Origin of the sequence: Tunturibacter empetritectus, from assembly GCF_040358985.1 — a bacterium.
GTDB lineage: Bacteria > Acidobacteriota > Terriglobia > Terriglobales > Acidobacteriaceae > Edaphobacter > Edaphobacter empetritectus.
Map to the genome: position 1 here is coordinate 44,510 of NZ_CP132933.1, position 22,801 is coordinate 67,310.

The window sequence follows — 22,801 nt, forward strand, 5'->3', positions numbered from 1 at the left end:
CGCTGTCTGCGGTACATGCTTGCCCAACGGGTGTGCCGTCGCGACCCACTCCCTCGGCGACTGGATAGAATCTGCGGAAGGGGACCCAGACTTGCTATGGGGACAGGAGTCCGCACCTCGAAGAGGCGCGCAGTGGAATCTTGGAAGGAGAGCGTGCGTCCGAAGGGCGGGGGTGCTTTGAGCGCGGCACGCTGAACGCAGATAGAAAGGCAAACCGGAAGGGAGCCTCACTGTTCAACGGCCTCTATCATGGCGCGAGTTGCAAAAGCCAGCTCAGAAACTAGAAGAGTCATTTCGCAATCAGGAGGAAGAATGACAAGGGCAAATGCAGCACCGATGCTCATCGTCCGGTCCATCTCCTCGCCTTCTCCATCGTCCTTCGAATGTAGGCAGCTCGTTTTGTAGGGCTGGGATCGCGGGAGAGATAGTCGTCTTCAAGGGCACATTCAATCCGGTCCTCACTTAAGCCATTGGCATAAGCGGCGACGCAGAACGCTATATCAGCAGCGGCGGGCCGGTCCTGGTACTTGACCGAAGTTCGGAAGCGCTCTAGGGATAAATTCGATAACCTCGGTCCCCTTTGGGGAGAAAGAGAACGTTGCAATCGCTGGGCCTCGCGTTCCTGGTCTCGGGCCTCGTATAACTTCGTTATCTCTTGCTCGAAAGCCTGCGCCATCGGGTACTGCTGTCCGGTGTAGCTGTGCAGACGAACGAAAGGGAAGAGGCCGTCAGGCTTGCGGTATTTGGGCTTGCAATTCGTAAAGCCGGGAAGCCGCCCGAACCGCCTCCAGTCAGCCGCGCTGGGGTCGGCATCGTATCGCCCTGCCAATGTCTGCGCGGCGAAGGTTCCGAGAAGCTTCGGAAATACCCGTGAGTGCATGAGCCACGCCTGGAAGTTGCCGGCGCTGGTCTCGATCACGGCACACGGATTGAAGCCGTCTGCCGAGAGCCTGGCGAGGGAGGTCTCGTTGAGATCGTCGAGTGTGGTGAAGCGATGCTCGCCCGATGGACGAATGTAGATGTGCGAGCCGTGGGCATTGCGGTACTTGAACAGAGAAAGCCTATCGAGGATCGCCGCGGCCGAGATGCCGTCGAGTCTCGGAAGCATTCCACGCTCACTCAGGACACCGACATCGTAGAGCGGCCCTTCGATAGCAGTGAGCATGATGCGAACAGTGGATTCGGTCTTATCCATCGATCTCTCCTTCCCGATGCCTTTTGGCTTAGGAGGGGTGCAGGGGAGGGAAAGGCCCCGCCGCCCGCCATTGAGTGGGCGAGTCTTGGCATCTACCATCTAAGCGAGATGAGAAGGGCACTTTTTGACACCATTGCCCACTATTTTGCGAAGAGAAGGGGCTGCAAACGCAACCCCCCGATTCAGAGGGTCGTATTTTGCATGGGTGGTTCATCCTGCTTGGGTAACTGCGGCTTAGTACGTGATCGTCGAACCCGTGTCCAGGGCAATGCTCTTCTTAGAAACTCCCTGTGAGCTGCGTCCAGCGATAGCCTCGCCTGGTGCAGGTCAAAGAGAGAGAAGCAAGTGGAGCATCCACCCTTGATTCCGCCCCGCCCGTCCCGCTCCGGGTTGTAACGGGGATGCCGTTCGCACTTCGCCTTCACCCGCTCGGCGACCTTGAGTTTGTAGTTGAACTGAAACATGATCTCCTCCTTTTGGAAAAGAGCGGGAGCCGGTTAGCTGACTCCCGCTGCGAGTTAGGCTGCAGCTTGCTTCTTAGCCGTCTTCTTCTTCGCTGTGGTCTTCTGAGCGGTTTTGATCGGCGTGGGTGTCTTCGTTTTCTTGCTGTCAGTCTTCTTGGGTTGTGGGGGAGCAAACGCGGTTTCGGCCTCGGTTAGAAGGTCGAGCTCGCCATCGCGTGGAATGGGTGTGTGTGCGGTGAGGACGAGACGAATAGCAAACCCGGTGAGCTCGTCATCTGGTAGTCCGTCGATCGTTGATAGCAGAATCTCTTCGGAGGTCTGCTCGTTGTTTTCGTCGTTAGCGGCAAGCTGTTCCGCTACGTCATCGAAGGCGTAAGGGTCGATAGTGACGAGAGCGCGGAGAAATACCTTCAACTGCGCTGCGCTGAACATGGCTGGAGCCTTTTCGAGGATGCGGTCGAACTTGGATACACGCGCCTTATGCAACTTCTCTCTACGGGCGCGTTCGGCTTCATGCTCTTTCTGTTCCCGCTCGAACTGCTGTTTCCGCTCTTTGGCTTTCCGCTCCTGCTCCTGCTCGTACTCCTTTCGTTGTTGTTCGTAGTTGCGCTGTCGTTCCTCGGCCTCTTCCTGTGTCTCGACTTCGGACGCGGGCGCCAATGTCGGGGCGGGATTGGCGGCTTGTTCTTCTGCTGCTCGTGGGTCGTGTACGGGGCAATCGTCGTCTGTGCATACCGTGAGAGTGGTTCCTACTCGCTTGCCGTAGACGATGATTGCGGGCTTCGCGGCTGCGCACGGTGGGGCTGGGTCGGCGTCCGGGTTCTCGACTACAGTCTCGATCTCGCGGAAGTGCCCGCGCTGGACTGCTCCGGGCCTCTGCTCTCGTGCGTTCCTCCACGCGTTCTCGATCTGGATAAGCTCGGGACGGGCCGCAATCTCGCGGTCGATGTGGGCAGTGAGCTTGATTTGATAGCAGGGTCCGTGGAGGCACTGGTCGCCGTCAGTTACGTCCGAAAAGAGGGAAGTGTTGTATCCGCTGCGGCGGGGGCAAGTGACGCAAGCTCCGGCTGCTGGGTTGAGGGTGGGGTCTTCGCGGTCGAATGGAGCATCCGCAAGGGCGAGGTAGAGGTTGTTCTGAATCCAAGCGGATACGTGCTTGGCGGGTAGCAGGTGCGGCTCCGCGTCTTGCCAGTCCTTGCGCCAGCACTGCTTGAATGCCTCGGCCTGTGATTCCTGCGGTAGACGGGCGATGAGGTTGGCGTGGCTGGCCGTTATGCGCTCCTGCGTGAACGCTTCGGCAACTTCGGGAATGAGTTGCAGTAGAGACAGACGGGCGTAGATGTGACTTGCGCTCTTGCCTGACTTCTCGACCAAGGCGGCTACGTCGTAGCCGAGAATGTCGAGCAACTGCTGGAAACCTTGCGCCTCTTCGTATGGATGAACGTCGACGCGTTGAGAATTTTCGACTAGCGCCCATTCAAGGGATTGTGCATCGGTGAGTTCGACGATACGAGACGGGATTGAGAACTGCTCGGCCAGCAACGAAGCCCTATAGCGCCTTGCTCCTGCAACGATCTCGAATCCTTCGTTGTTAGGCCGGACGGTGATGGGCTGAATGAGGCCATGCTGTCGAATGCTGTCGGCCAGTTCTTGCAACTTGGCTTCATCAAAAGTGCGCCGGGGGTTCGTGGTGGACTCGTGGATGATGTCGATGGCGAGATACTGAAATGCGCTGCTGTTTTGCATGAGTGCCCTCCTTGGGCGGGTTGGGACGCGCGAGGTGGTTGGAGCGGGACGGCCTGAGCCGTCCGCCCTCATGAGGGGAAGAATTGGTTAGCTGGCTTGCGCCAGTGCGGGTTCGGGGTCGGCTTCAGCCTCGCTCTGCTCTACTGCGGCGGGCGTTTCGATGGCGGAAAGAATCAAGGCTGATGTGCGCTGAATCACTTCCAAACTCTCGGCCAAAAGCGCGGCGTTGCCGTGGTACAGGTGGATGTAGTCGGCTGAGCTTTTTCCAGCGTCGAGGCCGATGGTCTGCGAGACGACAAAGGCGATTGCCTCGGCCTCGGTCTCGCGGACGGTCTTGGTGGTAGCTGTTCTGCGCTCTGCTTTGTGGAGCATTTCGTGTGCGATTTCATGGACAAGGGTGCTGAACTCTTCGGCTGCGGCCTGTCCGGGAAGGATGGCGATGCGGCCTCCGTAGCTCATGCCAAGCGCCGGGGCGATGCTCTCTTTGAACTCAAGCTCGATACCCTGCGCGATGAGAAAGTCGATGAGGCGTTCGCGGTACTCGCCTACTTCGCCCTTCACTCGCTCTGAGAGATCGGGGAGCGGTGCGCCATCGGTCTGGCTCACATCGAAGACATAGGCCGAACGAAAGCCGACGAGTACGGGCTGATTCTGCTTGGTGATGTCCTTCTCGGCTTCGCTGTCTTTCTTCTTCCGAATCCCGATCATGGGAGCGAGAATGCGGATGCCCTTCTGCCCCTTGATGACTCTGCGCCCTAGCTGATTCCACGCATACATCCCGGCAACGCGGGTTGCGTCCGGCTTCTGTCGTGCGATTTCGAGAATGTTCCCGAAGCTGTAGTTATGGAAACGGCCCATTGCGGTAAGGTACGCGGTGAGTCCTTCGCTGTGGCCTGCCTCAAGCTGTTCGATGAGGAGCTTTACGTTAGCGGCAATAACTTCTTTGGCCGTTTGCGCTTTGGAGGTCGAGGGAAGGGAAGTAACGTTGCTGGTTTCGTTCGTGGTGGCGATGGTGCTCATTGGGTGAATCCTCCGTCTTTGAATGGCCTTGCTGTGTTTGCTCACAAACACGCCTTGGCCCTGGCCCACGCCAGCGAGGGCGGCAAGTGCAGGGTGTGGGAAAAGTGGCCGACAGGCCAGCCGTAGGCCGGAGGAAGCGAATACCTGGAGCTGCACGGAGTTTTTTCCATCACCTTGCGCGCGCCAGGAGCAGCGCTCCTCAGAAAGGTTTGGCTTCCTTGCAGGGCGCGGAGCGCAGGAGATTGCGTTCGCTGTGGTTTTTGCTCTTGTCGCAGGGGCGTTGCGGGGAGGGGGGACCTCCCCGCTGAGATTCTCTCTCGCTTGTCTAGGCTTTTCTTTTCTCTTTAGGGGTGTCCAGAGGGGATATTTCTCTTTCAGACGGAGCGGAGCGAGATCGTGAAAGCAGACGAATTGCTGATCTCAGCCAAAGAACTTCCTTGCAGAAGCTGATTTCCGCTTGTCGATCACAGCTCAATGAGTGACTCGGCGATTTAGCTTAAAGCGAGAACGAATAGTAGTATTGCTGACTACGTCTAGGATGCACTTATCCTATGCAGAACCCAAGTGCCTCAGTCTTCGCGCAGCAGGATCAGGGGATTGACCGATAGAGCGCGTTGCGCGGGAATCCACGTGGCCACGAGGCCCAGCAGGGCCATTGCCACCACAACCCCAGCCAACACGAACGGGTCGCGCGGCGTCGCCTGGTAGACGATGAACGCCAGCACGCGCGTGGCGAGTAGCCCCAGGGCCAACCCTGCGGCAGACCCGATGGCCAGTAATTTGAAGGGACGCCCCAACGCCACGTGCAGCACTTCCTTGCGCGCCGCGCCCAACGCCATGCGAATGCCCAGTTCGCGCAGCCGCTTGCTCACTGAATACGCCGCCATCCCGAAAATGCCAGTAATCGAAAGCATCGCGCCCATCATCCCCAGTACGCCCAGCGCCATGGTTGCCACTCGCGCGGGAAACAGTACCACCTCCAACATCTGGCTCAACGTCTGCGTGCTAACCGGCAGTCCCGAATCCAGCTCCCGCACCTTGAGCCTCATGGCCGTGGCAAGCTGTTGCGGATCGCGCTTCGAGCGCACCAACAGGTAAGCCGCACTCGACGGCGACTGCATGAACGGAAGAAACATCGCTGGCTGCTGATCTTCCGTGAGGGACATGTATTTTCCATCCTCAACAACGCCCACAACCTGGACTCGTGCTCCGTCCTGAAGTCTGTAAGTTCTGCCGACCGCGGCCGTGACCGAGCCAAACATTCTGTTGGCGAAATCGCGATTGACGACCGCTACGGCGGGCGCGTTCTTGTCGTCCTGCCACGAGAAGCTCCTGCCAACCAGCAAGTTTGTGCTCGCAGCTTCGAAATATCCGGGAGACACCTCATACCGAAAAGGCATGGCAGCGGCGTTCGGAGGCCTTAGATCGGTGGTTTCTTCCTTGTACACATCTACCCGGTTGCCAGCGGTATAGACCAGGGGAGGGTAACCGTTCACGAGGCCCACCGCTTCCACTTTGGGGATCGTCCCCATCGCTTCGATCATCCGCTTCTGCATGGCGGGCACCTTGTCCAAGCTGTAACCGGCCGCAGCCAAGTCCACACCTGCCGTCATCGTGTCGCGCGGATCGAAACCGAACTTGCTGTGCAGCGAGCGCACAAGCCCTCGCACGGCCACCAGCGAAGATGTAACAAGAACCGCGCAGATCGCAATCTGAGCGACGAGAAGCACATCGCGGATTGTCAGCCTGCGCCCGGTCCTGGCGCTCGACCCCGCCTTGATGATCTCGTACGGATTGGCGCGGAGGATCTGGCGTATCGGCACGATGCCGAACAGGAATCCACTGAGCAAAGCCAATCCCAACGCAACGACATAGAGCATTGCGTCGGGGTGAACCGGAATATGGAGCGGAACCGCGGGAATGGGCTGCCAAATACTCATGCGGCGCAATAGCAGGAAGCTGCCCAACAGTCCCGCAGCGCCGCCGGCGAGGGAGATCAGCAGCGCTTCGGTAAATAGCCCGCGCAGGATGCGCTTGCGGGTCGAGCCAAGCGCGAGACGCAGCGCGATTTCACGGGAGCGGTCGGCAGCGCGCGCCGCGAACAGGCTGCCCAGATTGGCGCACGCTGCCAGCAGGATCAGTCCGGAAAGCAGCATCAGTCCCGTGACAAATGCCCGCACCGCTGGACCAAAGGAAGTCAGGCCCTCCCGCGACAGCGCCGTGTCGTGGTGAACAATGTCTCTGGGATAAGTCTTTTCCAGGTATGCGTTCACGACATCCACGTCGGCCACGGCCTGAGCTGGAGTCACTCTCGGCTTCAGGTGTCCCATCGCCTCAAAAACCCCATGTTCAGTCGCGCGTGTGTTGAGGCTCGGCGCACCCATCTGTTCCTCGTTCACGAGGGGCATAAAGAAATCCGGCGCGATAAACATGATCGTTCCCTGGAACTTAGGCGGCGCCACGCCGATGATGGTGAAAGGGTGCTTATCGAGTTGAACGGAGCGGCCCACCACTCCTGGATCGTCGTGGAACCGGTCGTGCCAATATGCGTAAGTGAGCACAATATACGGAGCGCTGTTGGGGCCGTGCTCATCGGATGCGTGGAACAAACGGCCAAGGTAGGGTTGAATGCGCAGCACGTCGAAGTAATTGCCTGTCGCTGCAAAGCCGTTTGCGGCAATCGGATCTTTGCCAGTATCGAATCCCACTCCCAGGACCATGTTGAAAGCGGACAGGTCCTCGAAGCTGTGGTTGCGATTGCGCAGGTCGATGTAGTTGGGATACGACTGCCACGTGGGATTGTCCCCATAGTGAGTTCCGTAGAGGCTCTCCACCTGCAGCACATTCAGTGGCCGCAGAACCAGACCATCCATGATGCCGAACACAACGGCGTTTGCCCCAATTGCCAACGCCAGCGTCAAAACAGCGGCGATGGTGAAACCGGGAGATTTGCGCAACTGGCGCAGGGCAAAGCGGACATCGGCGACGATCGACTCCAGCGTGGGCCATTGCCACACTTCGCGGCTCCGTTCCTCCACGACTGTTCGATTACCGAAGGCAAGGTGCGCTGCTTGTTTCGCTTCCTTCGGGCTCATGCCTTCGAGCATCAGTTGCTCGGTGCGCTCTTCCATGTGCAGGCGGATTTCTTCGGAGAGATCGTTGTAAATTTTGCGGCGGCGGAAGATCTGCGGAATCCAGTTCATTGGAAGCCTCTTTCAGATGGCCCCTTCAGCTTGTGGTGGCCTTGCCCGGGTTGAGAACCAGCGAGATGCCTTCAAACATGCGCTCAAAGCTAGATATCTGCTGTTCCAAGCGGCTCAGACCAGCATCAGTGATTCGATAGGTTCGGACGCGGCGATTGGTCGACGAGAGGCCCCACTCCGCCTTGACCAGCTTTACTTTCAGCAATCGCTGAAGCGCCGGATAGAGCGAGCCCTCTTCTACCTGAAGCAGGTTGTTGGATCGCTGCTGGATATGCTGGACCAGCGCGTATCCATGGGCCGGCTGGCGGCGAAGCGACTCAAGGATCATCATCTCGAGCGCGCCGGGAAACAAATCGCGTGCATTGCTTTCTGTCATAGGCTTGTTCGCTACATGCCTAGACTAAACAAGTATTGAAGGATTGTCAAGACGGAATTCGATCGCCCTCTTCCGGGAACCACTCACTGGGTGAATTGTTGCTTACAGGACAAGGCACTCATTGAGTGGCCCAGCGATTTGGCGCGAACCGAGAATCACTTCCGGCGGCGACATGCCCTGCGGTTCTCTTCTGTATTGCAGAGATCTGCCCCGTTCCATCCATGGTGTTGGCGTGGTGCTCCGAGGGTTGGCATCAAACCTCCCGAGATGGGTCTTATCGACTACAATCAACGCCACATGGTCAAAAGCCAAGTGTCGCCTGCATCATGATCTTTTTCGAGCAAGCTCCAACTCCGCTCTTGCGCCCTTGGGTAAAGTCGCTGTGGTATTGCAACGCACAAAGGATGCCCTGTCGACGAGAGCGAGTTTTGCCTAACGGGTGTGCGCAAATTGTAATCAGCCTATCGAGTCATGATCTCAATTACGGCGAGATTGATGGAAGCGCGAGTGAGAAGCACTCTCGAGCAGTCGTGATGGGAGTACGTGATCAATTTCAGATTATCGATACGGCTGGTGTCGAGGAACTGGCAGGAATAGTGATCCGCCCGGGAGGGTTTACCGGACTGTTCAATGAGCGCGCGGACTTGCTCTTTCGCCAATCAGCCGCGCTAGAGGACGTTTGGCGTGGCACACAAGTCGCCGCTGATGTGTCAAATTTGCAAACCCCGATTCAGAAACTACGGCATCTGGACGAAGAGTTAAGCCGTCTGGTTCAAGCTAGATCGCACCGGTCTGAGATCGCGAATTATGCCGTGCACCTATTTCGGAATAAGGGCCTGAGCGTTTCCAAATGCGCTCATTCGATCGGCATAAGCGAACGTTGGCTGTCTCAAATATTTCGCGAAGAGGTTGGGATTGCCCCCCGGTTGTGGTGCCGCATTCAACGATTTCAAGATATTACTCGCTCCCTGCGCGACGGAACCAAGGTCCCTTTGGCGGACCTAGCCTCAAGTTGTGGGTACTACGACCAGTCACACTTTGCGAACGATTTTCGAGCCTTTGCGGGTCTCGATGCGACAGCTTATGCGGCGCAGACAGGTCGCTGTCAGAACCATATCTCGGAGAGCTGAGTTCCGATTTGTCCAAGACATCGAAGCGTTTGCCATGCAGAATTGCCGCTAGGGACATTGCGGCGCGCCGCCTGTAGATCCGACTTTGTTCAGTGCTTCACGATTCAAGGCTGAACGAGAATGGCTCTCGCTGTCGCGTGCGATCTGACGGATCGCGGGTAAACCAGATATTGCACCCCGCAGCTCAACCGCGAATCGAGAGGAACGTATGAACCGAGAGATTGCCGCGAACGATGTGACCGCACAATATTCCCCGCTTCTCCAGGCCAGAATCGGCGGTTTCCTTTATCTTCTGATTATCCTTGGGGGCTTGTTTGCCCCATTTGCTGTTGCCCCGTCCGGAATGATGCTTGGAGAGCCATCGCTCCAGACTTTGGCCAAGATTCAGCACTCCATCCTCTCATATGAATTTGGAGGTGTCGCACAGTTAGTCGTATATGCATGCGACGTTAGTCTGGCGCTGGTCTTCTACGAGTTGCTCAAGCCCGTCAGCAAGAAGATAGCCCTACTTGCCGCGTATTTCAGGCTTACCTTTGCAGCCATAGCGAGTGCAAATATAATCAATCACTTTGTAGTGTCGATCATCCTGGGCGGCTCGCACTCTCTTGACGAATTCAGCCCCGGCCAATTGCAAGCTCTCGCGATCACCTTGCTGAAGATGCGCACTCTCGGCTTTGATATCGCGCTGTTCTTTTTCGGCCTCCATTGCGCAATTGTCGGGTACCTACTTTACCGATCTACCTACTTCCCCCGAATTCTGGGGATAGCACTGGCGATCGGTGGGCTGGGTTACGTCGCCAACATTTTCGTCAGGGTCATTCCAATCCTCGCCGAGCTTCATCTGTTTCCCTACATTATGTTTCCTGCGGGAATCGCGGAAATGGCTTTGACCCTTTGGCTGCTGGTCCGAGGACTAAACGTCGTCAGATGGAGTGAGCGGACGAACGCACTGTGATTCCAAATAGGTTAGGAATTCATAGCGACGACCCTCCGGAAGTAATACTCAATTGACGCATTCAGGGCTAGTCACTCATCCACTCGAAACAGGTCGTCAAGTGACTCGACGATTCGCCATCTGCATTCCGAGCACGAAAACTGCGCAGGTGCACCGGTCGTAGTCGAATCTTTCCGCGCGTCACAGAATCTAACAACCCGAGCGGCAAGGGAGATAATGCATGGCAAAGGTTGTTCTGGTAACGGGCGCTAACAAGGGCATTGGGTTTGAGGTTTCGCGGGCGCTTGGCAAAGCCGGCTTTATTGTGTTGTTAGGCGCACGCGACGCCGTCCGTGGCGAAGAGGCAGCGGCAAAGCTGCGAGCCGAAGCGCTGGACGTTCGATTCGTGCATGCCGATCTGGAGCGTGCACACGAAACCGCGACTGCGCTCGCCGAGAAGATTGCGAAGGAGTTTGGCCACCTGGATGTGCTGGTCAACAACGCTGGCGTTGCCGACATGACCGGGGCCGATGCGCCTGCCAGTACGGCCTCGATCGACGCGATCAAGGGCATTTTCAACACGAACTTCTTCGGCACGGTGCAGTTCACGCAGCCGTTGCTGCCACTACTGAAGGCAGCGCCCGCAGCACGCATCGTGAACGTCTCCAGCGGTCTGGGTTCTCTCGAGATCAACACCAACTCAGATTCGCCGTTCTACGGTGTGAAGCCGCTCGGTTATAACGCCTCAAAGGCAGCGCTTAACATGTTCACCGTGAACCTGGCGTGGGAACTACGGGACACGAAGGCGAAGGTCAACTCGGTTTGCCCCGGCTACGTCGCCACGGACCTGAACAACCACAGCGGTCCGGGGACGGCAGCCGACGGTGCCATCGCGATAGTGAACTACGCGCAGATCGGCGAAGAGGGCCCGACCGCGGGTTTCTTCCACAAGGACGGCGCTTACGATTGGTAGTTTGCGATTGTTTCCGAAACAACGAATGGGCATCGTGAGCGGTTGTCATTGAGTGCATCGGCGATTTACCACCAAGCGACATGGACTCGACAAATCATAACTCTCCGAAGTTCACCGAATGTGTCTCGCGGGAGCTTGCCTCTTCCCAGAGAGGTCAACCATGGGATTTTCGACTGGTGTCACTTGGCCGAGGTTTTCCGAACGGGTGCATTGACCCGAACGAGGAAACGATCACCCCATTTCTGCATCGCTTGAATCAGTTCACGAAGCGATTCCCCGGCAGGTGACAGCGAGTACTCCACCTTCGGTGGAACGACTGGATAGACCTCACGGACTATTACCTCATCGCGCTCCAGTTCTCGAAGCTGGGCGGTGAGGATGCGGGGGCTCAGGTTCGGCTTCAGCTTCTGAAGCTGATTGAAGCGCAGCGTCCCATGTTGCATAAGGTGGTGGAGAATGAGCCCCTTCCACTTTCCCCCGACCACTTCTAAACAGGCCTCGACGCCGCAGCCGGTTTCCAGTTCGTATTCTTTGAAACGACGCTTCGTCACCGGCTGCTCCTCACTACACTATCTTTTTTGATAGTACATCACATATTTGTAAGTACCATTATTTCTGCATCTTAGAAGCCTCAGTCTTCATCTCTTTAGGGAGTCAGGATGTACCACCCAGAGGAAGCCAAATGCAGAAGACTGTTTTGCTGATCCATGCTCACCCAGAGCCTACGTCCCTAACACGCACGCTCGTGGAAGCCGCCAAGACAAGCTTGCTTGCGTCTGGACATCGCGTTCTCGAAAGCGATCTATACGCGATGAACTGGAAAGCGGTCTTCGATGCGGCTGACTTTCCTCAGCGAGTGAACGAGGACCGACTGTGCTTCGTCAGCGAATCCGGGAACGCATATGCGAAGCGCGCGCAAACTCAGGACGTGGAGGACGAACAGGCCAAGCTGCGCCAGGCAGACGCTATCGTCTTTCAATTTCCGATATGGTGGTTCAGCTTTCCGGCGATCCTGAAAGGCTGGGTTGACCGCGTCTTTGCGTACGGGTTGGCCTACGGATACAAGGATGCTGGGAATCAACACCGCTATGGAGAAGGCGGCTTTGCGGGCAAACGGGCACTGCTCTCCGTCACAGTTGGTGGTCCTTTTGAGGATTATGGTGCGCGCGGTATCAACGGTTCGCTAGAGCAGATCCTCTTTCCCATCACTCACGGAACCTTGTTCTTCTCCGGCATGGAAGTGCTGCCCACATTTGCCGTCTATGGCACCGGTCGTCTTAGCGAAGCAGAGACCGGGCTCGCTATAGAGGGACTGAACAATCGGCTCGATGGATTGTTCACCGATGCACCGATACCGTTTCGTGCCCAAAACAGCGGGGATTACCAGGATAAACATCAGCTTGCGGCGGAGATAGCTCCCGGACGAACCGGTATTGTTGCCCATCACGCAGAACCTGATCTCTTTGTTTGAGGTTCACACTGCATCTGAATCGGTCATCTTGTTTACTTGAGGCGCAGAGCAGAGCTAACGGGATCACGTGTCGGTCCCACCTCGATAGGTAAGTGAGGCCTTATTGTTTTTACGAAGCACGGGCGATGGTGGAAACTCAAATGGCGAGAGCAGGCCGAGTCACTCAACCACTATTACAAAGCATCGATGAGCGTTTTGGCGATTCATCACTACCTGCTCATCGGTTGCAGAATTTCAGCGATCCGATCCGGGGTATTCGGAATACGCTCTAGCACGGGATGCCTTTGCCCACCGTGATAGTCAAGACGCAGGTCCGAGATTACGCCAGTATTGTCAACCTTGAAGTCGATGGGCGTCGTCGTTGTTTTCGCGGCATCGATTGCCTGCTGCAGAGTTGCGCGCGCGAATGGTTGGCCGTTCACCGCAAGTATTTTCATCCCAGGGCCGAAACCTGCCTGATACGCGATTTCGCCCATCAAGACATCCGAGATCACGCCGTCCGCTCCGATGCTCATGGCAAGGGAATACCGAAAGTCATCGTCAGCGCCTTCTTTGTAGACAAGCTTGTAGCCGGCTCCTGCGATGCCTTGAAGCGGAGCTTTGGACAGGGCATGAAGGCGTTCGCTGAGGAAGCCTGCCCAGTCGTTCGGAACTACCTGATTCAAGCAAGCTACGATGTCGTGGAATGAGTACGGGACGACGTTGGGGCCGGTATCTCCACCGAGACCATAGAAGAGAGCCGCAAAGTCGTTAAGTGACTTCTTCCCGTTCGACTTGTTGCGGAGAGTCACATCGACATCGAGCCATATCAAATTCCCTTCGCTATAGAAATCGAAGCCGCCCAGACGCCAGTTGTCGTAACTGGAATCCTCACTGCTCCAGAGCTGGTAGGCCATCGTGTCAACGTCGTCAAGATCCCTCCACCGCATACCTGGACGACGATCGTAGTAGGCAGCTCTCGATGCCAGAGCATCCAAATATTCTTCCTTGCTCGCGCTGCCTGTTCTTACGGTCATCACGTTGGAAAGATAATCCGTCAGCCCCTCGTATACCCACATTCCGCTCGTAATCACAGGAGTTTGAAAGTTGGGTGTGGCGAGTCCTTCGGGGCGCCGATATTTGCCATTCCAGCTATGGAGAAAATCGTGGATCGTGTAATTCGCGAAAAGCTTCTGTCTTTTCTCGTTACGGAAAAAATTGGCCCGACGACGATTGTCCAGGGATTGCAGGTGATCGATCGCAGCACCCGAGATGTTGTTCGAAAGCGTTATGAGAAAGCGATATTCGTCATAGTGATGGCTACGAAATAGTAGCCCGGTCTGGCGAATCGTCTGGCTCAATTCATCAATTCGCGCTTGAGGGACTTCGAGATCTTCCGGGTGATCCGCTACTATGTCGAGGTAGTGCTTGGGTGAAACTTCGGGGGCAAGTGCGATTTCTCGGAAGTAGCGTCCCGCAATCATCGGGGAATCTACCAGTTGTTCGAGCGATACGGGCTGAAAGTTTACGACCGAACTAGTCGGCTCCATTGCGCTCGCCAGAGTCTTAAGCGAGGTGGCCGTATGCCAACCGTTTGGCAAGACGACTGTCGGCGTGACGGTGAAATTGGTGACTTGCGTATCGCGTCCGCTGTAGGGGTAAAGGACGACAGTGTTCCAGTCCAACACCGCGAGGTTTGCATCTGAAGATGCGAGGGTGCCCCCACCCTTGTCCGATGTAATGAAGTCGAATCTGACTTCGATGGAGCGGACTCCATTCGGTATGGTCACATGGTAGAGATATAGGTCGAGGGGATCACGCTTCCAGGAGAGAGCCTCGCCCGCAGCTCCACTGCCATCAAAGGTTCTAATGAATAGGCCGACCTGCTGCGTGAGGGGAGCGGGCTCATGCTCGTTGCGTATCCATTCTGGAAAAGCGAGAGTCAATGGACCGTTTTGTACGGGAACAATTTCGGTCGCATGAAGCAACTTCCGAGGAGCGTCGCGCAGGTCCACAGAAAGACTTAGCGGCAATTGGGCCCACGACTGGCAGGCGATCACCACGAGCAATGATAGAAACAACGACCTAAGACGCACAAGAAACATGAAACTCCTCACGAGTGAATTGGTCTGCTGACAACATCGGTCAATCTACCTTCTTCCACAAGGTGTCACTGTCTTCATACCGCACGACAAAGCCGTTCACTTTACCTGCCGCGTCTCGCAGAAAGACCTTGCGCACGCGAGGAATACCCGGCGAAAACAGTATGTCGCGTGTCTCAGCCCTCAGTTCAGTTTCTGGGCCATCTGGACGCTTTGCGAGAATATGATCACCGTCTCGGCGAATCGTGTAGGTGACTGAATCTGAATGATAGGTGCCCGCAAGCTCGTCAATTTGGGCTTGTGAGAGCTGGATAGATGGCGGGTCGGAAGGTACATTTGTGATGTGGAGTACGCGTAGCTTCCAGGCGCCGTTCAAACGCTGCCATGTCTCTGTGAAGATGTACCGGACCTTGCTCTCGTCTGTATCTTCGTGGAGAACGACAGCCGTATCACCCGCGCGAGTCAGCGTGTAAGTCTGTATTTGTAGTGGCTTAGAGGTCATTGGCACTAACTGCCGAAGAAAGACGTCTAGGTATGTAACGCCACCTTCCTCGTCGAGATAAAAGAAATCAGGTGCCGCAAATGTCTGCCACGCTGCGCGATTCGCCGTATGAACTGCCTTGAGCAAAATCTCATCACTCTTACGCAGTTGTGTTGCCAGATGTTGGTCAGGTCCGATCGTCTGTGAGGCATGTGAGCTTGAGGGTACAAATGAAACAGTCGCGGACACAATGGCAAGCAGGGACGAGCGAAGCGAGGACATATTAAATACCTTTACACCAAATGAAACGCCCGAGCCGTTACACATGCTCACCACAGCTAAGAGCCAAGCGCTGTCTTGTAGGCTCCTTCGAGTCCATCGGTCATGCGTAACATCATCCTCAGGTGCGCGAGCAATGCCTGAGCCTGTATCTCGGCGGTTCGGGCTTCTGCTGGAGACATCGCCTGAATTCCCTCCCCATGCCCGACATAGGAAGAAAGCGACATCATCGACTCCATCGTGGACGTTTGGAGTTGCGCCAATCGTGCCTGCTCGAAATAGGCTGCAGCGAATCGCTCGACCGTGGCGTAGTCAACTGTTCCAATCGCCCCAGTCACTGAGGCTGTCTGCCAGTTGGCGTTCGTGAGAGATAGCACGGCTAAGCCGATCTTGACCTTCGAGCCGTCCACTGCGTGTCCGGCTTGTCTTTGTTCGAGAAGCACGACCGTGCCGGAGATGTTTTCTATCTCCGTCGGAATGGCGGCTCTCATTTCCTCCACTCCTTCATTGTTTTCTCGAAGCTCTTGTCGTATGCCCTCTTCGGCTGCGACGCGCATGTGTCTTTGGCGCGTCACCATCGCACCGCCGATGAGTCCTGCGATCAGAAGCGCCACAATCGCCACTAGGAATATTGGCGGCTTCAAGTTGTGCATTGTCGTCCCTTTCATGTCGTTTGACGTGCTGTTCAGCCGGAAATGATCGGAAGCTGGCAAGAGGAGGGTTTTAGCAGGACTGATGGTGCCGCTAGTGGTGTGCTTGGAAAAAGCAAAAGGTGCCGAGTGTGTTCTTCATATCGACCACCTATTTGCGCGCAAGCGGCGTCTCAACCCATACGAGGCAACGACGAACGCCAGGACCAGAATTGGATCAAATTTCTCAAAGATACTTCCACCACCATTTAGCTGTGAGTAGAACGCCAGCAAGAGATTGATCACGAGACCGGCATAAACCCACTCAGTCAATCGAGGTACATTGGGAATTAGAACGCCCACGCCACCAAGGATATGGGTAACGCCCAGCAGAGGGATGATATAGAGCGGATATCCGAGCTGCTGATGGGCATCCCTCCATTCGCCAGGATCGTGAATTAGATATAACCTTCCGAAATACAACCAGCTGAAGGCGACAAGGCCGGTTGTTACCATCGCGGCTATTCGAATTGCTCGACCTGCCTGCACAGATTTATCTTTTGTTTGTTCGGCTCTCATAGTGAAAGGATCCTCGTCTTCTGGTGGGATGTGTTGGCCTTTCGACAGCGCGGAACCGGACCATCAGGCTTCCGGTTCCGCCCGTTGACGTGGGTGCCGCAGTTTTCCAAGAAACCGGGCTGATTTAGTTTGCTCGGGCTTACGCCTTGGCGGCGTTCTGTGCAGTTGTGAACACATCGCGTGCGGACGTCTTACCTGCTACGTGCTCGCTACCCGTGACTCCAAGGTCCATCGATCCCGCGTTAACGCCCTCGTACAGTTCTTCGGCAGCCCCTGTGTGGCCCTTCGGAACGCCAAACTGCTGGAACGCATCCGCCCAGGCGGCACGTGGGAGCGCGAAGGCTTTTACGTCAAGTTTCAGGACTTCACCCAACTGTGCGGCCACCTCATCCGCACTTACCATCGAACCGAGTTCGATGACGCGCTGCCCTGACCACGCCGGCCCCGTGAGAAGCGTTGCCACCTCTGCGCCGATGTCGTCTGACGCAACCATGGTCGATTTCCGGTCAGTCGGATTGTAGAAGACCGGTAGTGTTCCGCCCTGGGCGGCCTGCAAGCCGAAAAGAAAGTTTTCGAAGAAGCCGCCTGCGCGCACGAATGCGACCGGAGAGGTCAGGTTGCGAAAACTCTGCTCCAAAAGTGCTAAGCCCGTGATCATCCCCAACCCGCTTTTTCTATCTGCGCCCATCGACGAGAGTGCTACCACCCGCGGGGGTACTGCGTTCGTCAGCGCCTCGACGTAGTTCGCTATCACGCCCTTTGCTTCTTTGAAATCAGGCGAGGGTGCCCATACAGCCGGCAGCATCACAAACGCGCCCGCAACACCTTTGAGCGCCGTCGCTATGGCTGTCCCATCGTTCCAGTCTCCCTCTACCAACTCCACGCCTTGGTCTGCCCACCTAGCCGCCTTTGCACGATCGCGCACAAGTGCTCGTACCTGTTTTCCTTGCTCCAGCAGATGACGCGCGGTGGCGCCGCCCACTTTTCCTGTAATGCCCATGACTAAATACATGATTATGTTCTCCTTGTTTGTTGTTGAAGCGATATGGGGCCGTATCTTGCAGCCCCGTTTTTGCGTCGCGGGGCATCTCTTAGGTTCAAACGTGAACTCAAGAGACATCCCGTGCTACGCGTGGTCTGCGACGAGAAATGTCTGGTTCTTTTCCATGGACATGGTCAACTTCTCGAAGTCGGCCTGGGTGAGTTGAGCAGGCAAGAAGTCTGCCCTGCCATCCGGATGTACCGCATCCTTCATCATTCGTTCATGGTGATACGTTGAGACACTCAGCACGCGACACGGACGCTCACTCTTATTGAAGAATGAGTGAGGCGCATTGGGTTGCACCATCAGACTCTCTCCGGCTTCACACGTATTCCACTCAGTGATACCTTGGTTGTTCCAATACGCGATCGACAGATCGCCTTCGAGCACGTAGAAAAACTCTGCAAATGGGTGCCTATGAAGTGGAATACCCATGCCCGGCACAACCGTCATCTCAAAAATGGAAAAGGTGTAGCCCGTGTTTTCTCCCAGTGCCCTCCACAGCAACTGCATTGGCCCGATGTCCAGCGTCGGACCGCCTGTTTTGTTGTTCTTAATAACGTTGTGATGAATGACTTCTTCAAGCGGTGTGGGGAAGTGTGGCATAAGGCAATCCTTTCGTAAACGAAGTTGGCGATCTGGGCTAGATACAGACCTGGTGAGTTGCGCAGCTGGGCACCCCGCTAGTCCCGTGAGTTTCCACAGTGATCTGGCGCATCCTTACAGGGACGATCGCATCGCCTCGATGAGAGAGGTAGTTGATCCTCGCCGAAGTCTTGCTATGTGGTCGTGACCGTCACGGCCCGTCGCACATATTGGTGACTCTCCAGTTGCTGCACCATAAAGGCTGCCAGATCGGCCCGCCCGATTTTGTGAGCCTTCTCGCCGCCCTCCGTGCTCAGCACCCTGGCAATGCCGGTCTTCACATGGTCGGTCAACATCGGCGGCCGCACGAGCGTCCAGTCCAGGTTGCTGCCTTCGATCTTGGCCTCCATGCCCGCCTTGTCTACCAGCAGACCCTTCAAAAACGTCCGCATCAGTACGTGCTCGTTGAAGAAGCCGGCGTTCTTGACGCTCTCTCCCGCACCCACCACTGAAATCTTCAGTAGCCGACGCACGCCATTGCGCCGCATCGCGTCCACAATATTGTGTGCGGCTTTCGTTTCCATCGTCGTCACTTTCCAAGGCGTCTTGCCGCCCAACGCGTCGATGACCGCATCCTGTCCGGCAACTGCAACGTCGACAGCAGCCGCGTCCAGCACGTCTCCCGCAACAACTCTGACGTTCTCCTTCTTGTACTGCGAAGTACCTCGCACGAAAGCCGTCACCTTATGCCCGGCCGCAAGCGCCTCATTTACCAGCGCCTCGCCGCTCTTGCCCGCTGCTCCAATCACTAGAACTTTCATCGCATTCTCCTTTTGCCGCGTATATGGCCGCCAATCCAAAGACGCGACCTAAGGATTAGAAGCGGATGATAACCGTTGGTTGCAAATTAATCACTGGTGGAAAAGCGCTGTAATTCACCCCCGCACACTCGTACACAGAACAACCGGAGATCATCCAGGAAACTCTCCGGGCCGCTTTTGTGGCGGAATTCTCACGCTTGTGCTTCAGTCTCTTGACCATCCGCCGAAAGCCAGTGTCACTTCCGAGTGTTCTGTCGGAACGACGACAGGATCGATCCAAGATGGCGGGCACTTGGGGGGGATGAGCTTCGAAAAGCTCGCTTCAATTCATCAGCAGACCAACATTCTTAGTCAAGACTCCGCTGGAATGGGAACTCACTTCAGATCAGTACCGGATTGCGACGGGAAGTGTGGTCGTTACGTTATGAACCGGAAAGACCGACGGATCGAACGGGGGAGGTCCCAGCTTTCCACGCGTACCATTCGATATGCCGTAGCCTTCCAACGGTATCCCAGGAAATCGTGTGTCGAACTTTCCGTTCTCGTTCTCATCGTGCCAAGTGCTCACCGCATATGTGCCGAACGGGATTGCGGTGAACACCGCACTTGCGGAGCAGTTGACGATGGGCACCTCTATGGCTCGCAAATGCTTTTCTGTCGTCCGTGGGGAATCCATCTTTCTTGTTCCAGAGCCTAATACAAACCTGTCCGTTAGCGTTTTTCAACCCAGTGACTTGAATGGTCAGTGTTGAGGTCTGTTGGGCGTGGAGTTGTTGCGGGGTCAAGCTGGCGGAAACCAACAGTGCAAGAGGAAGAATTGAAATTACGTGAGTTCGGTTGAGTCGCATCGATTATTCCCCCTTGTTGTTCGCTCTGCGATTTGGTTTGGCATTCATCGGCTCGTCCCTCCGTGTGAGTCCTTGACCAGAGTGTCTCGGGCGGTTTTGAACCGAAGCTGTCTCAGCTTCTTGCCACGTTATCCATCGGTTATATGAGAACCAGTGGTTAGAAGTCAACGATTGGACGAAAATTTCGCTCAAATGGAGTTAGGCTATTCAAATGACAACCACATCACCAAGTCGCAGGCTAGAGCGTAAGGAAAGACTTCGAGGCGAAATCCTTGCGGCTGCAGGCAGGATGTTTGCCGATCGCGGCTACGAGGCCGTGACGCTTCGGGAGATCGCTAAAGAGATCGGCTATACGCATGCCGTGATTTATCAGCATTTCCCCGACAAATGGCACATTCTTGCTGAGTTGAGCCGCGAGACGATCGAGCTGATGATTCAGAACTTCGACGCGACTGCCGCTAAACATCCCGCACCGAAGGAACGCCTTTTTGCAACGTCACGCGGCTTGATTCAATTCTGCATTGACCATCCACAGGAGTTCCGCAACGTCTGGTTCGGGCCTGAGAACAGAAACGGCGTCCGTGCTGGACAATATATCGACAACCTCGGTGCGCCGTTGTTCGCGCGCTTTGTGCAGCTCTTTTTCGATGTTGCCAAGAGTGAAAAATTGCCAAATAGGGATGACATCGTGATAGCCCACACTTGGTGGTTTACGATCTTTGGCCTCGCCACACTCTTTGTTATCCAGGGAGTTGTGCCTGGATTGTCTGACCAGACTCTCGTGACCGAGCAAACAATCGCAACGCTTTGGGCGGGCCTCCAGACTGTTCCGCGATTGCCGAAAAGTGCAATCTCTAAACGATCCAGCCGCTCCGGTGCAACAAAGCAATAACAGCTTCTGTCCACATAGGAGTCGTTGGAGGTATGCCCGCGGCCTATCAAGACGCATTCCCTTTACCAAAGCCGTACTCCTTCCTGGTCGCAAGAGAAAGCAGTAGGGGCCACTACACCAAACGTCAAAAATCGTACGCTAGTGCGCCGGGAGATCGGCAAGGAGTAGCAGGTGAGAGTCCTGTGCAGTGAAGGAATAGCAAACCACACTGGCCCCGAGTCATGCGTTGTGCATCGCGAGGTGCAGGGCGAAGCGTTGACAGGGGAGTCTGTAGGCCAGCCATTGAGCCGCGAAAGCTTTAAATTAGTTCAGGGTGCCGACGCCGTTAGCGTGGTGGAAGGCAATACGGACGGGCACGTTATTGCGAGTGCCTGGACGGCCCTGCGTGGTCTTAGACCCTGGCATGCAGAGACGCTCTTTGCTCGGGAACCGGGAGATCTCCAGCCCGACCGCTCCGGTTGTCTCGGAGTGGTCCGCATCGGGAAGACGAGGAGTCGAAGCCGATGACGCACGGGCCGGAGAAGTCAGACCTTTCCATAGTAGCGACGAAGCTGGCGAACAAGGCCGGACAACCGGTGGCGGAGTCAGTGGAGCGAAGGGAAAGGGCCGAGGGAAACACGGGAGAGCAACACATGCGCCGGACTCAGAGCCGGGAAAGTGTGTCCCAGGGGCTTGACCGTGTACGGAAAGCAGCGCAGCAAAAGAAGAAGGAACGGTTCACCGCTTTGCTCCACTATGTGACGATCGATCGACTGACGGATGCCTTTTCCAGCCTCAAGAGGGAAGCGGCTCCGGGAGTGGATGGAGTGACATGGCAGAGCTACAAGCAGAACCTGGAAGCGAACCTGACGGGATTACACGAGCGAGTGCATCAAGGCAAGTATCGGGCGCTCCCCTCACGGCGGCGATATATTCCGAAACCCGATGGGCGGCAACGCCCACTGGGGATCGCCGCACTGGAGGACAAGATCGTTCAACGCGCTGTGGTGCAAGTGCTCAACGCAATCTGCGAGGAAGACTTCCTGGGATTTTCGTACGGGTTCCGGCCCGGACGCGGACAGCACGATGCGCTGGATGCGTTGGCAGTCGGGATAACCTCGACGAAGGTGAACTGGATCGTGGACGCCGATATCGCTGGCTTCTTCGATGCGGTCAGCCACGAGTGGTTGATTCGTTTTGTGGAACACCGGGTTGGCGACAGCCGCATTCTCCGTCTGATTCGCAAGTGGCTGAAGGCGGGCGTCATGGAAGATGGAACCCTTGTGCCAACAGAGGCAGGCACTCCGCAAGGAGCTGTCATCTCGCCTCTGCTGGCCAACATCTATCTTCACTATGCGTTCGACCTCTGGGCCGATCACTGGCGTAAACACCATGCCAAGGGTCAGGTCATCGTTGTGCGGTACGCCGATGACATCGTCATGGGCTTCCAGCACGAACGGGACGCGAAGCGGTTCATGGAAGACATGCGGCAGCGGTTGGAGAAGTTTGCGCTCTCGTTGCATCCGGAGAAGACCCGGCTGATCGAATTCGGTCGCTTCGCGGCCAAAGATCGAGAAAGCTGTGGGCTTGGAAAGCCGGAGACGTTCGACTTCCTTGGATTTACTCACATCTGTAGCCGATCCCGCAGGGGCGCTTTCCAGCTTAAACGGCAGACGCGCCGGGATAGGATGCGCACAAGGTTGAGAGCGATCAAAGAGGAGTTGAGGCGACGCATGCACGAACCCATCCCGATTCAGGGAAAATGGCTTGGACAGGTCGTCCGTGGATACTTCGCGTATCACGCGGTGCCGACCAACAGCAGATGCCTCGGGGCCTTCCGGCACTATGTGGTTGATCTATGGCGACGCTCGCTTACACAGCGGGGCCAGCGGGATCGCACCACCTGGAACCGGATGGCTAAACTCGCGGCAGAGTTCTTGCCTCCACCACACATCCTTCATCCCTGGCCCAGCGTACGCTTCGCCGTCAAACACCCAAGGTGGGAGCCCGGTGCGTGAATCACGCCCGCCGGGATCTGTGCGGGGGGTGCGCAGAAATGCGCATCCCTACCGC

At 56.3% G+C, this 22,801-nt stretch carries 21 protein-coding genes and 1 pseudogene; 6 read left to right on the plus strand and 16 right to left on the minus strand.

What is annotated here, in order from left to right:
• Nucleotides 1–340: 340 nt before the first annotated feature.
• From RBB75_RS20645 to RBB75_RS20670, 6 genes are all read right to left on the minus strand, one after another.
• Entirely contained in the window at nt 341–1,195 is an 855-nt protein-coding gene (locus RBB75_RS20645; RefSeq protein WP_353070470.1) for a RepB family DNA primase, read from the minus strand.
• A gap of 182 nt (nt 1,196–1,377) precedes the next feature.
• Complete coding sequence (locus RBB75_RS20650) at nt 1,378–1,659, minus strand: hypothetical protein (RefSeq protein WP_353070471.1); 282 nt, start codon at nt 1,657–1,659, stop codon at nt 1,378–1,380.
• A gap of 54 nt (nt 1,660–1,713) precedes the next feature.
• Complete coding sequence (locus tag RBB75_RS20655) at nt 1,714–3,405, minus strand: ParB/RepB/Spo0J family partition protein (protein WP_353070472.1); 1,692 nt, start codon at nt 3,403–3,405, stop codon at nt 1,714–1,716.
• Between the two features lie 87 nt (nt 3,406–3,492).
• Nucleotides 3,493–4,425 (minus strand): ArdC family protein, encoded by a 933-nt coding sequence (locus tag RBB75_RS20660; protein ID WP_353070473.1) that lies wholly within the window; start codon nt 4,423–4,425, stop codon nt 3,493–3,495.
• 569 nt (nt 4,426–4,994) lie between these two features.
• The gene (locus RBB75_RS20665; protein ID WP_353070474.1) at nt 4,995–7,628 is read right to left on the minus strand and encodes an ABC transporter permease; all 2,634 of its coding nucleotides are present in this window, start codon (nt 7,626–7,628) and stop codon (nt 4,995–4,997) included.
• A gap of 25 nt (nt 7,629–7,653) precedes the next feature.
• A complete protein-coding gene (locus RBB75_RS20670; protein WP_353070475.1) occupies nt 7,654–8,004 on the minus strand; it encodes a PadR family transcriptional regulator in 351 nt (116 codons plus the stop codon).
• A gap of 326 nt (nt 8,005–8,330) precedes the next feature.
• Between RBB75_RS20670 and RBB75_RS20675 the strand changes: the two genes are divergently transcribed.
• From RBB75_RS20675 to RBB75_RS20685, 3 genes are all read left to right on the plus strand, one after another.
• Complete coding sequence (locus RBB75_RS20675; RefSeq protein WP_353070476.1) at nt 8,331–9,134, plus strand: helix-turn-helix domain-containing protein; 804 nt, start codon at nt 8,331–8,333, stop codon at nt 9,132–9,134.
• Nucleotides 9,135–9,342: 208 nt separating this feature from the next.
• Nucleotides 9,343–10,089 (plus strand): DUF4386 domain-containing protein, encoded by a 747-nt coding sequence (locus tag RBB75_RS20680; protein WP_353070477.1) that lies wholly within the window; start codon nt 9,343–9,345, stop codon nt 10,087–10,089.
• Between the two features lie 220 nt (nt 10,090–10,309).
• Nucleotides 10,310–11,041: an SDR family oxidoreductase gene (locus RBB75_RS20685; RefSeq protein WP_353070478.1), complete on the plus strand. Its 732-nt coding sequence runs from the start codon at nt 10,310–10,312 to the stop codon at nt 11,039–11,041.
• 179 nt (nt 11,042–11,220) lie between these two features.
• On the opposite strand, the gene RBB75_RS20690 is transcribed toward RBB75_RS20685, so the two are convergent.
• Nucleotides 11,221–11,592, minus strand: a complete 372-nt coding sequence (locus tag RBB75_RS20690) for a winged helix-turn-helix transcriptional regulator (RefSeq protein WP_353070479.1) — start codon at nt 11,590–11,592, stop codon at nt 11,221–11,223.
• 131 nt (nt 11,593–11,723) lie between these two features.
• Here RBB75_RS20690 and RBB75_RS20695 point away from each other — a divergent pair, with 131 nt between their 5' ends.
• A complete protein-coding gene (locus tag RBB75_RS20695) occupies nt 11,724–12,512 on the plus strand; it encodes an NAD(P)H-dependent oxidoreductase (RefSeq protein WP_179638988.1) in 789 nt (262 codons plus the stop codon).
• A gap of 209 nt (nt 12,513–12,721) precedes the next feature.
• On the opposite strand, the gene RBB75_RS20700 is transcribed toward RBB75_RS20695, so the two are convergent.
• The 9 genes and pseudogenes from RBB75_RS20700 to RBB75_RS20740 all read right to left on the minus strand — a co-directional run.
• Nucleotides 12,722–14,596, minus strand: a complete 1,875-nt coding sequence (locus tag RBB75_RS20700; protein WP_353070480.1) for a M61 family peptidase — start codon at nt 14,594–14,596, stop codon at nt 12,722–12,724.
• A 40-nt stretch (nt 14,597–14,636) separates the two neighbouring features.
• Nucleotides 14,637–15,356 (minus strand): nuclear transport factor 2 family protein, encoded by a 720-nt coding sequence (locus tag RBB75_RS20705; RefSeq protein WP_353070481.1) that lies wholly within the window; start codon nt 15,354–15,356, stop codon nt 14,637–14,639.
• A gap of 56 nt (nt 15,357–15,412) precedes the next feature.
• Complete coding sequence (locus RBB75_RS20710; protein ID WP_353070482.1) at nt 15,413–16,006, minus strand: hypothetical protein; 594 nt, start codon at nt 16,004–16,006, stop codon at nt 15,413–15,415.
• A gap of 135 nt (nt 16,007–16,141) precedes the next feature.
• Complete coding sequence (locus RBB75_RS20715) at nt 16,142–16,561, minus strand: DoxX family protein (RefSeq protein WP_353070484.1); 420 nt, start codon at nt 16,559–16,561, stop codon at nt 16,142–16,144.
• 139 nt (nt 16,562–16,700) lie between these two features.
• Nucleotides 16,701–17,573 carry an NmrA family NAD(P)-binding protein gene (locus RBB75_RS20720; RefSeq protein ID WP_353070485.1) on the minus strand — a complete coding sequence of 291 codons (873 nt, stop codon included), beginning with the start codon at nt 17,571–17,573 and terminating at the stop codon, nt 16,701–16,703.
• Between the two features lie 114 nt (nt 17,574–17,687).
• Nucleotides 17,688–18,209, minus strand: a complete 522-nt coding sequence (locus RBB75_RS20725; protein WP_353070486.1) for a cupin domain-containing protein — start codon at nt 18,207–18,209, stop codon at nt 17,688–17,690.
• Between the two features lie 173 nt (nt 18,210–18,382).
• On the minus strand, nt 18,383–19,009 hold the full coding sequence (locus tag RBB75_RS20730; protein ID WP_353070487.1) for an NAD(P)-dependent oxidoreductase: 627 nt from the start codon (nt 19,007–19,009) through the stop codon (nt 18,383–18,385).
• 385 nt (nt 19,010–19,394) lie between these two features.
• Nucleotides 19,395–19,685 carry a DUF2141 domain-containing protein gene (locus RBB75_RS20735; RefSeq protein WP_353070488.1) on the minus strand — a complete coding sequence of 97 codons (291 nt, stop codon included), beginning with the start codon at nt 19,683–19,685 and terminating at the stop codon, nt 19,395–19,397.
• A 7-nt stretch (nt 19,686–19,692) separates the two neighbouring features.
• Nucleotides 19,693–19,857 (minus strand): annotated as a pseudogene (locus RBB75_RS20740) (hypothetical protein); the annotation flags it as partial.
• Between the two features lie 211 nt (nt 19,858–20,068).
• Here RBB75_RS20740 and RBB75_RS20745 point away from each other — a divergent pair.
• Together RBB75_RS20745 and ltrA are read left to right on the plus strand one after the other, a co-directional pair.
• The gene (locus RBB75_RS20745) at nt 20,069–20,749 is read left to right on the plus strand and encodes a TetR/AcrR family transcriptional regulator (protein WP_353070489.1); all 681 of its coding nucleotides are present in this window, start codon (nt 20,069–20,071) and stop codon (nt 20,747–20,749) included.
• Nucleotides 20,750–21,252: 503 nt separating this feature from the next.
• Entirely contained in the window at nt 21,253–22,746 is a 1,494-nt protein-coding gene (gene ltrA, locus RBB75_RS20750) for a group II intron reverse transcriptase/maturase (protein WP_353070490.1), read from the plus strand.
• Nucleotides 22,747–22,801: the final 55 nt, after the last annotated feature.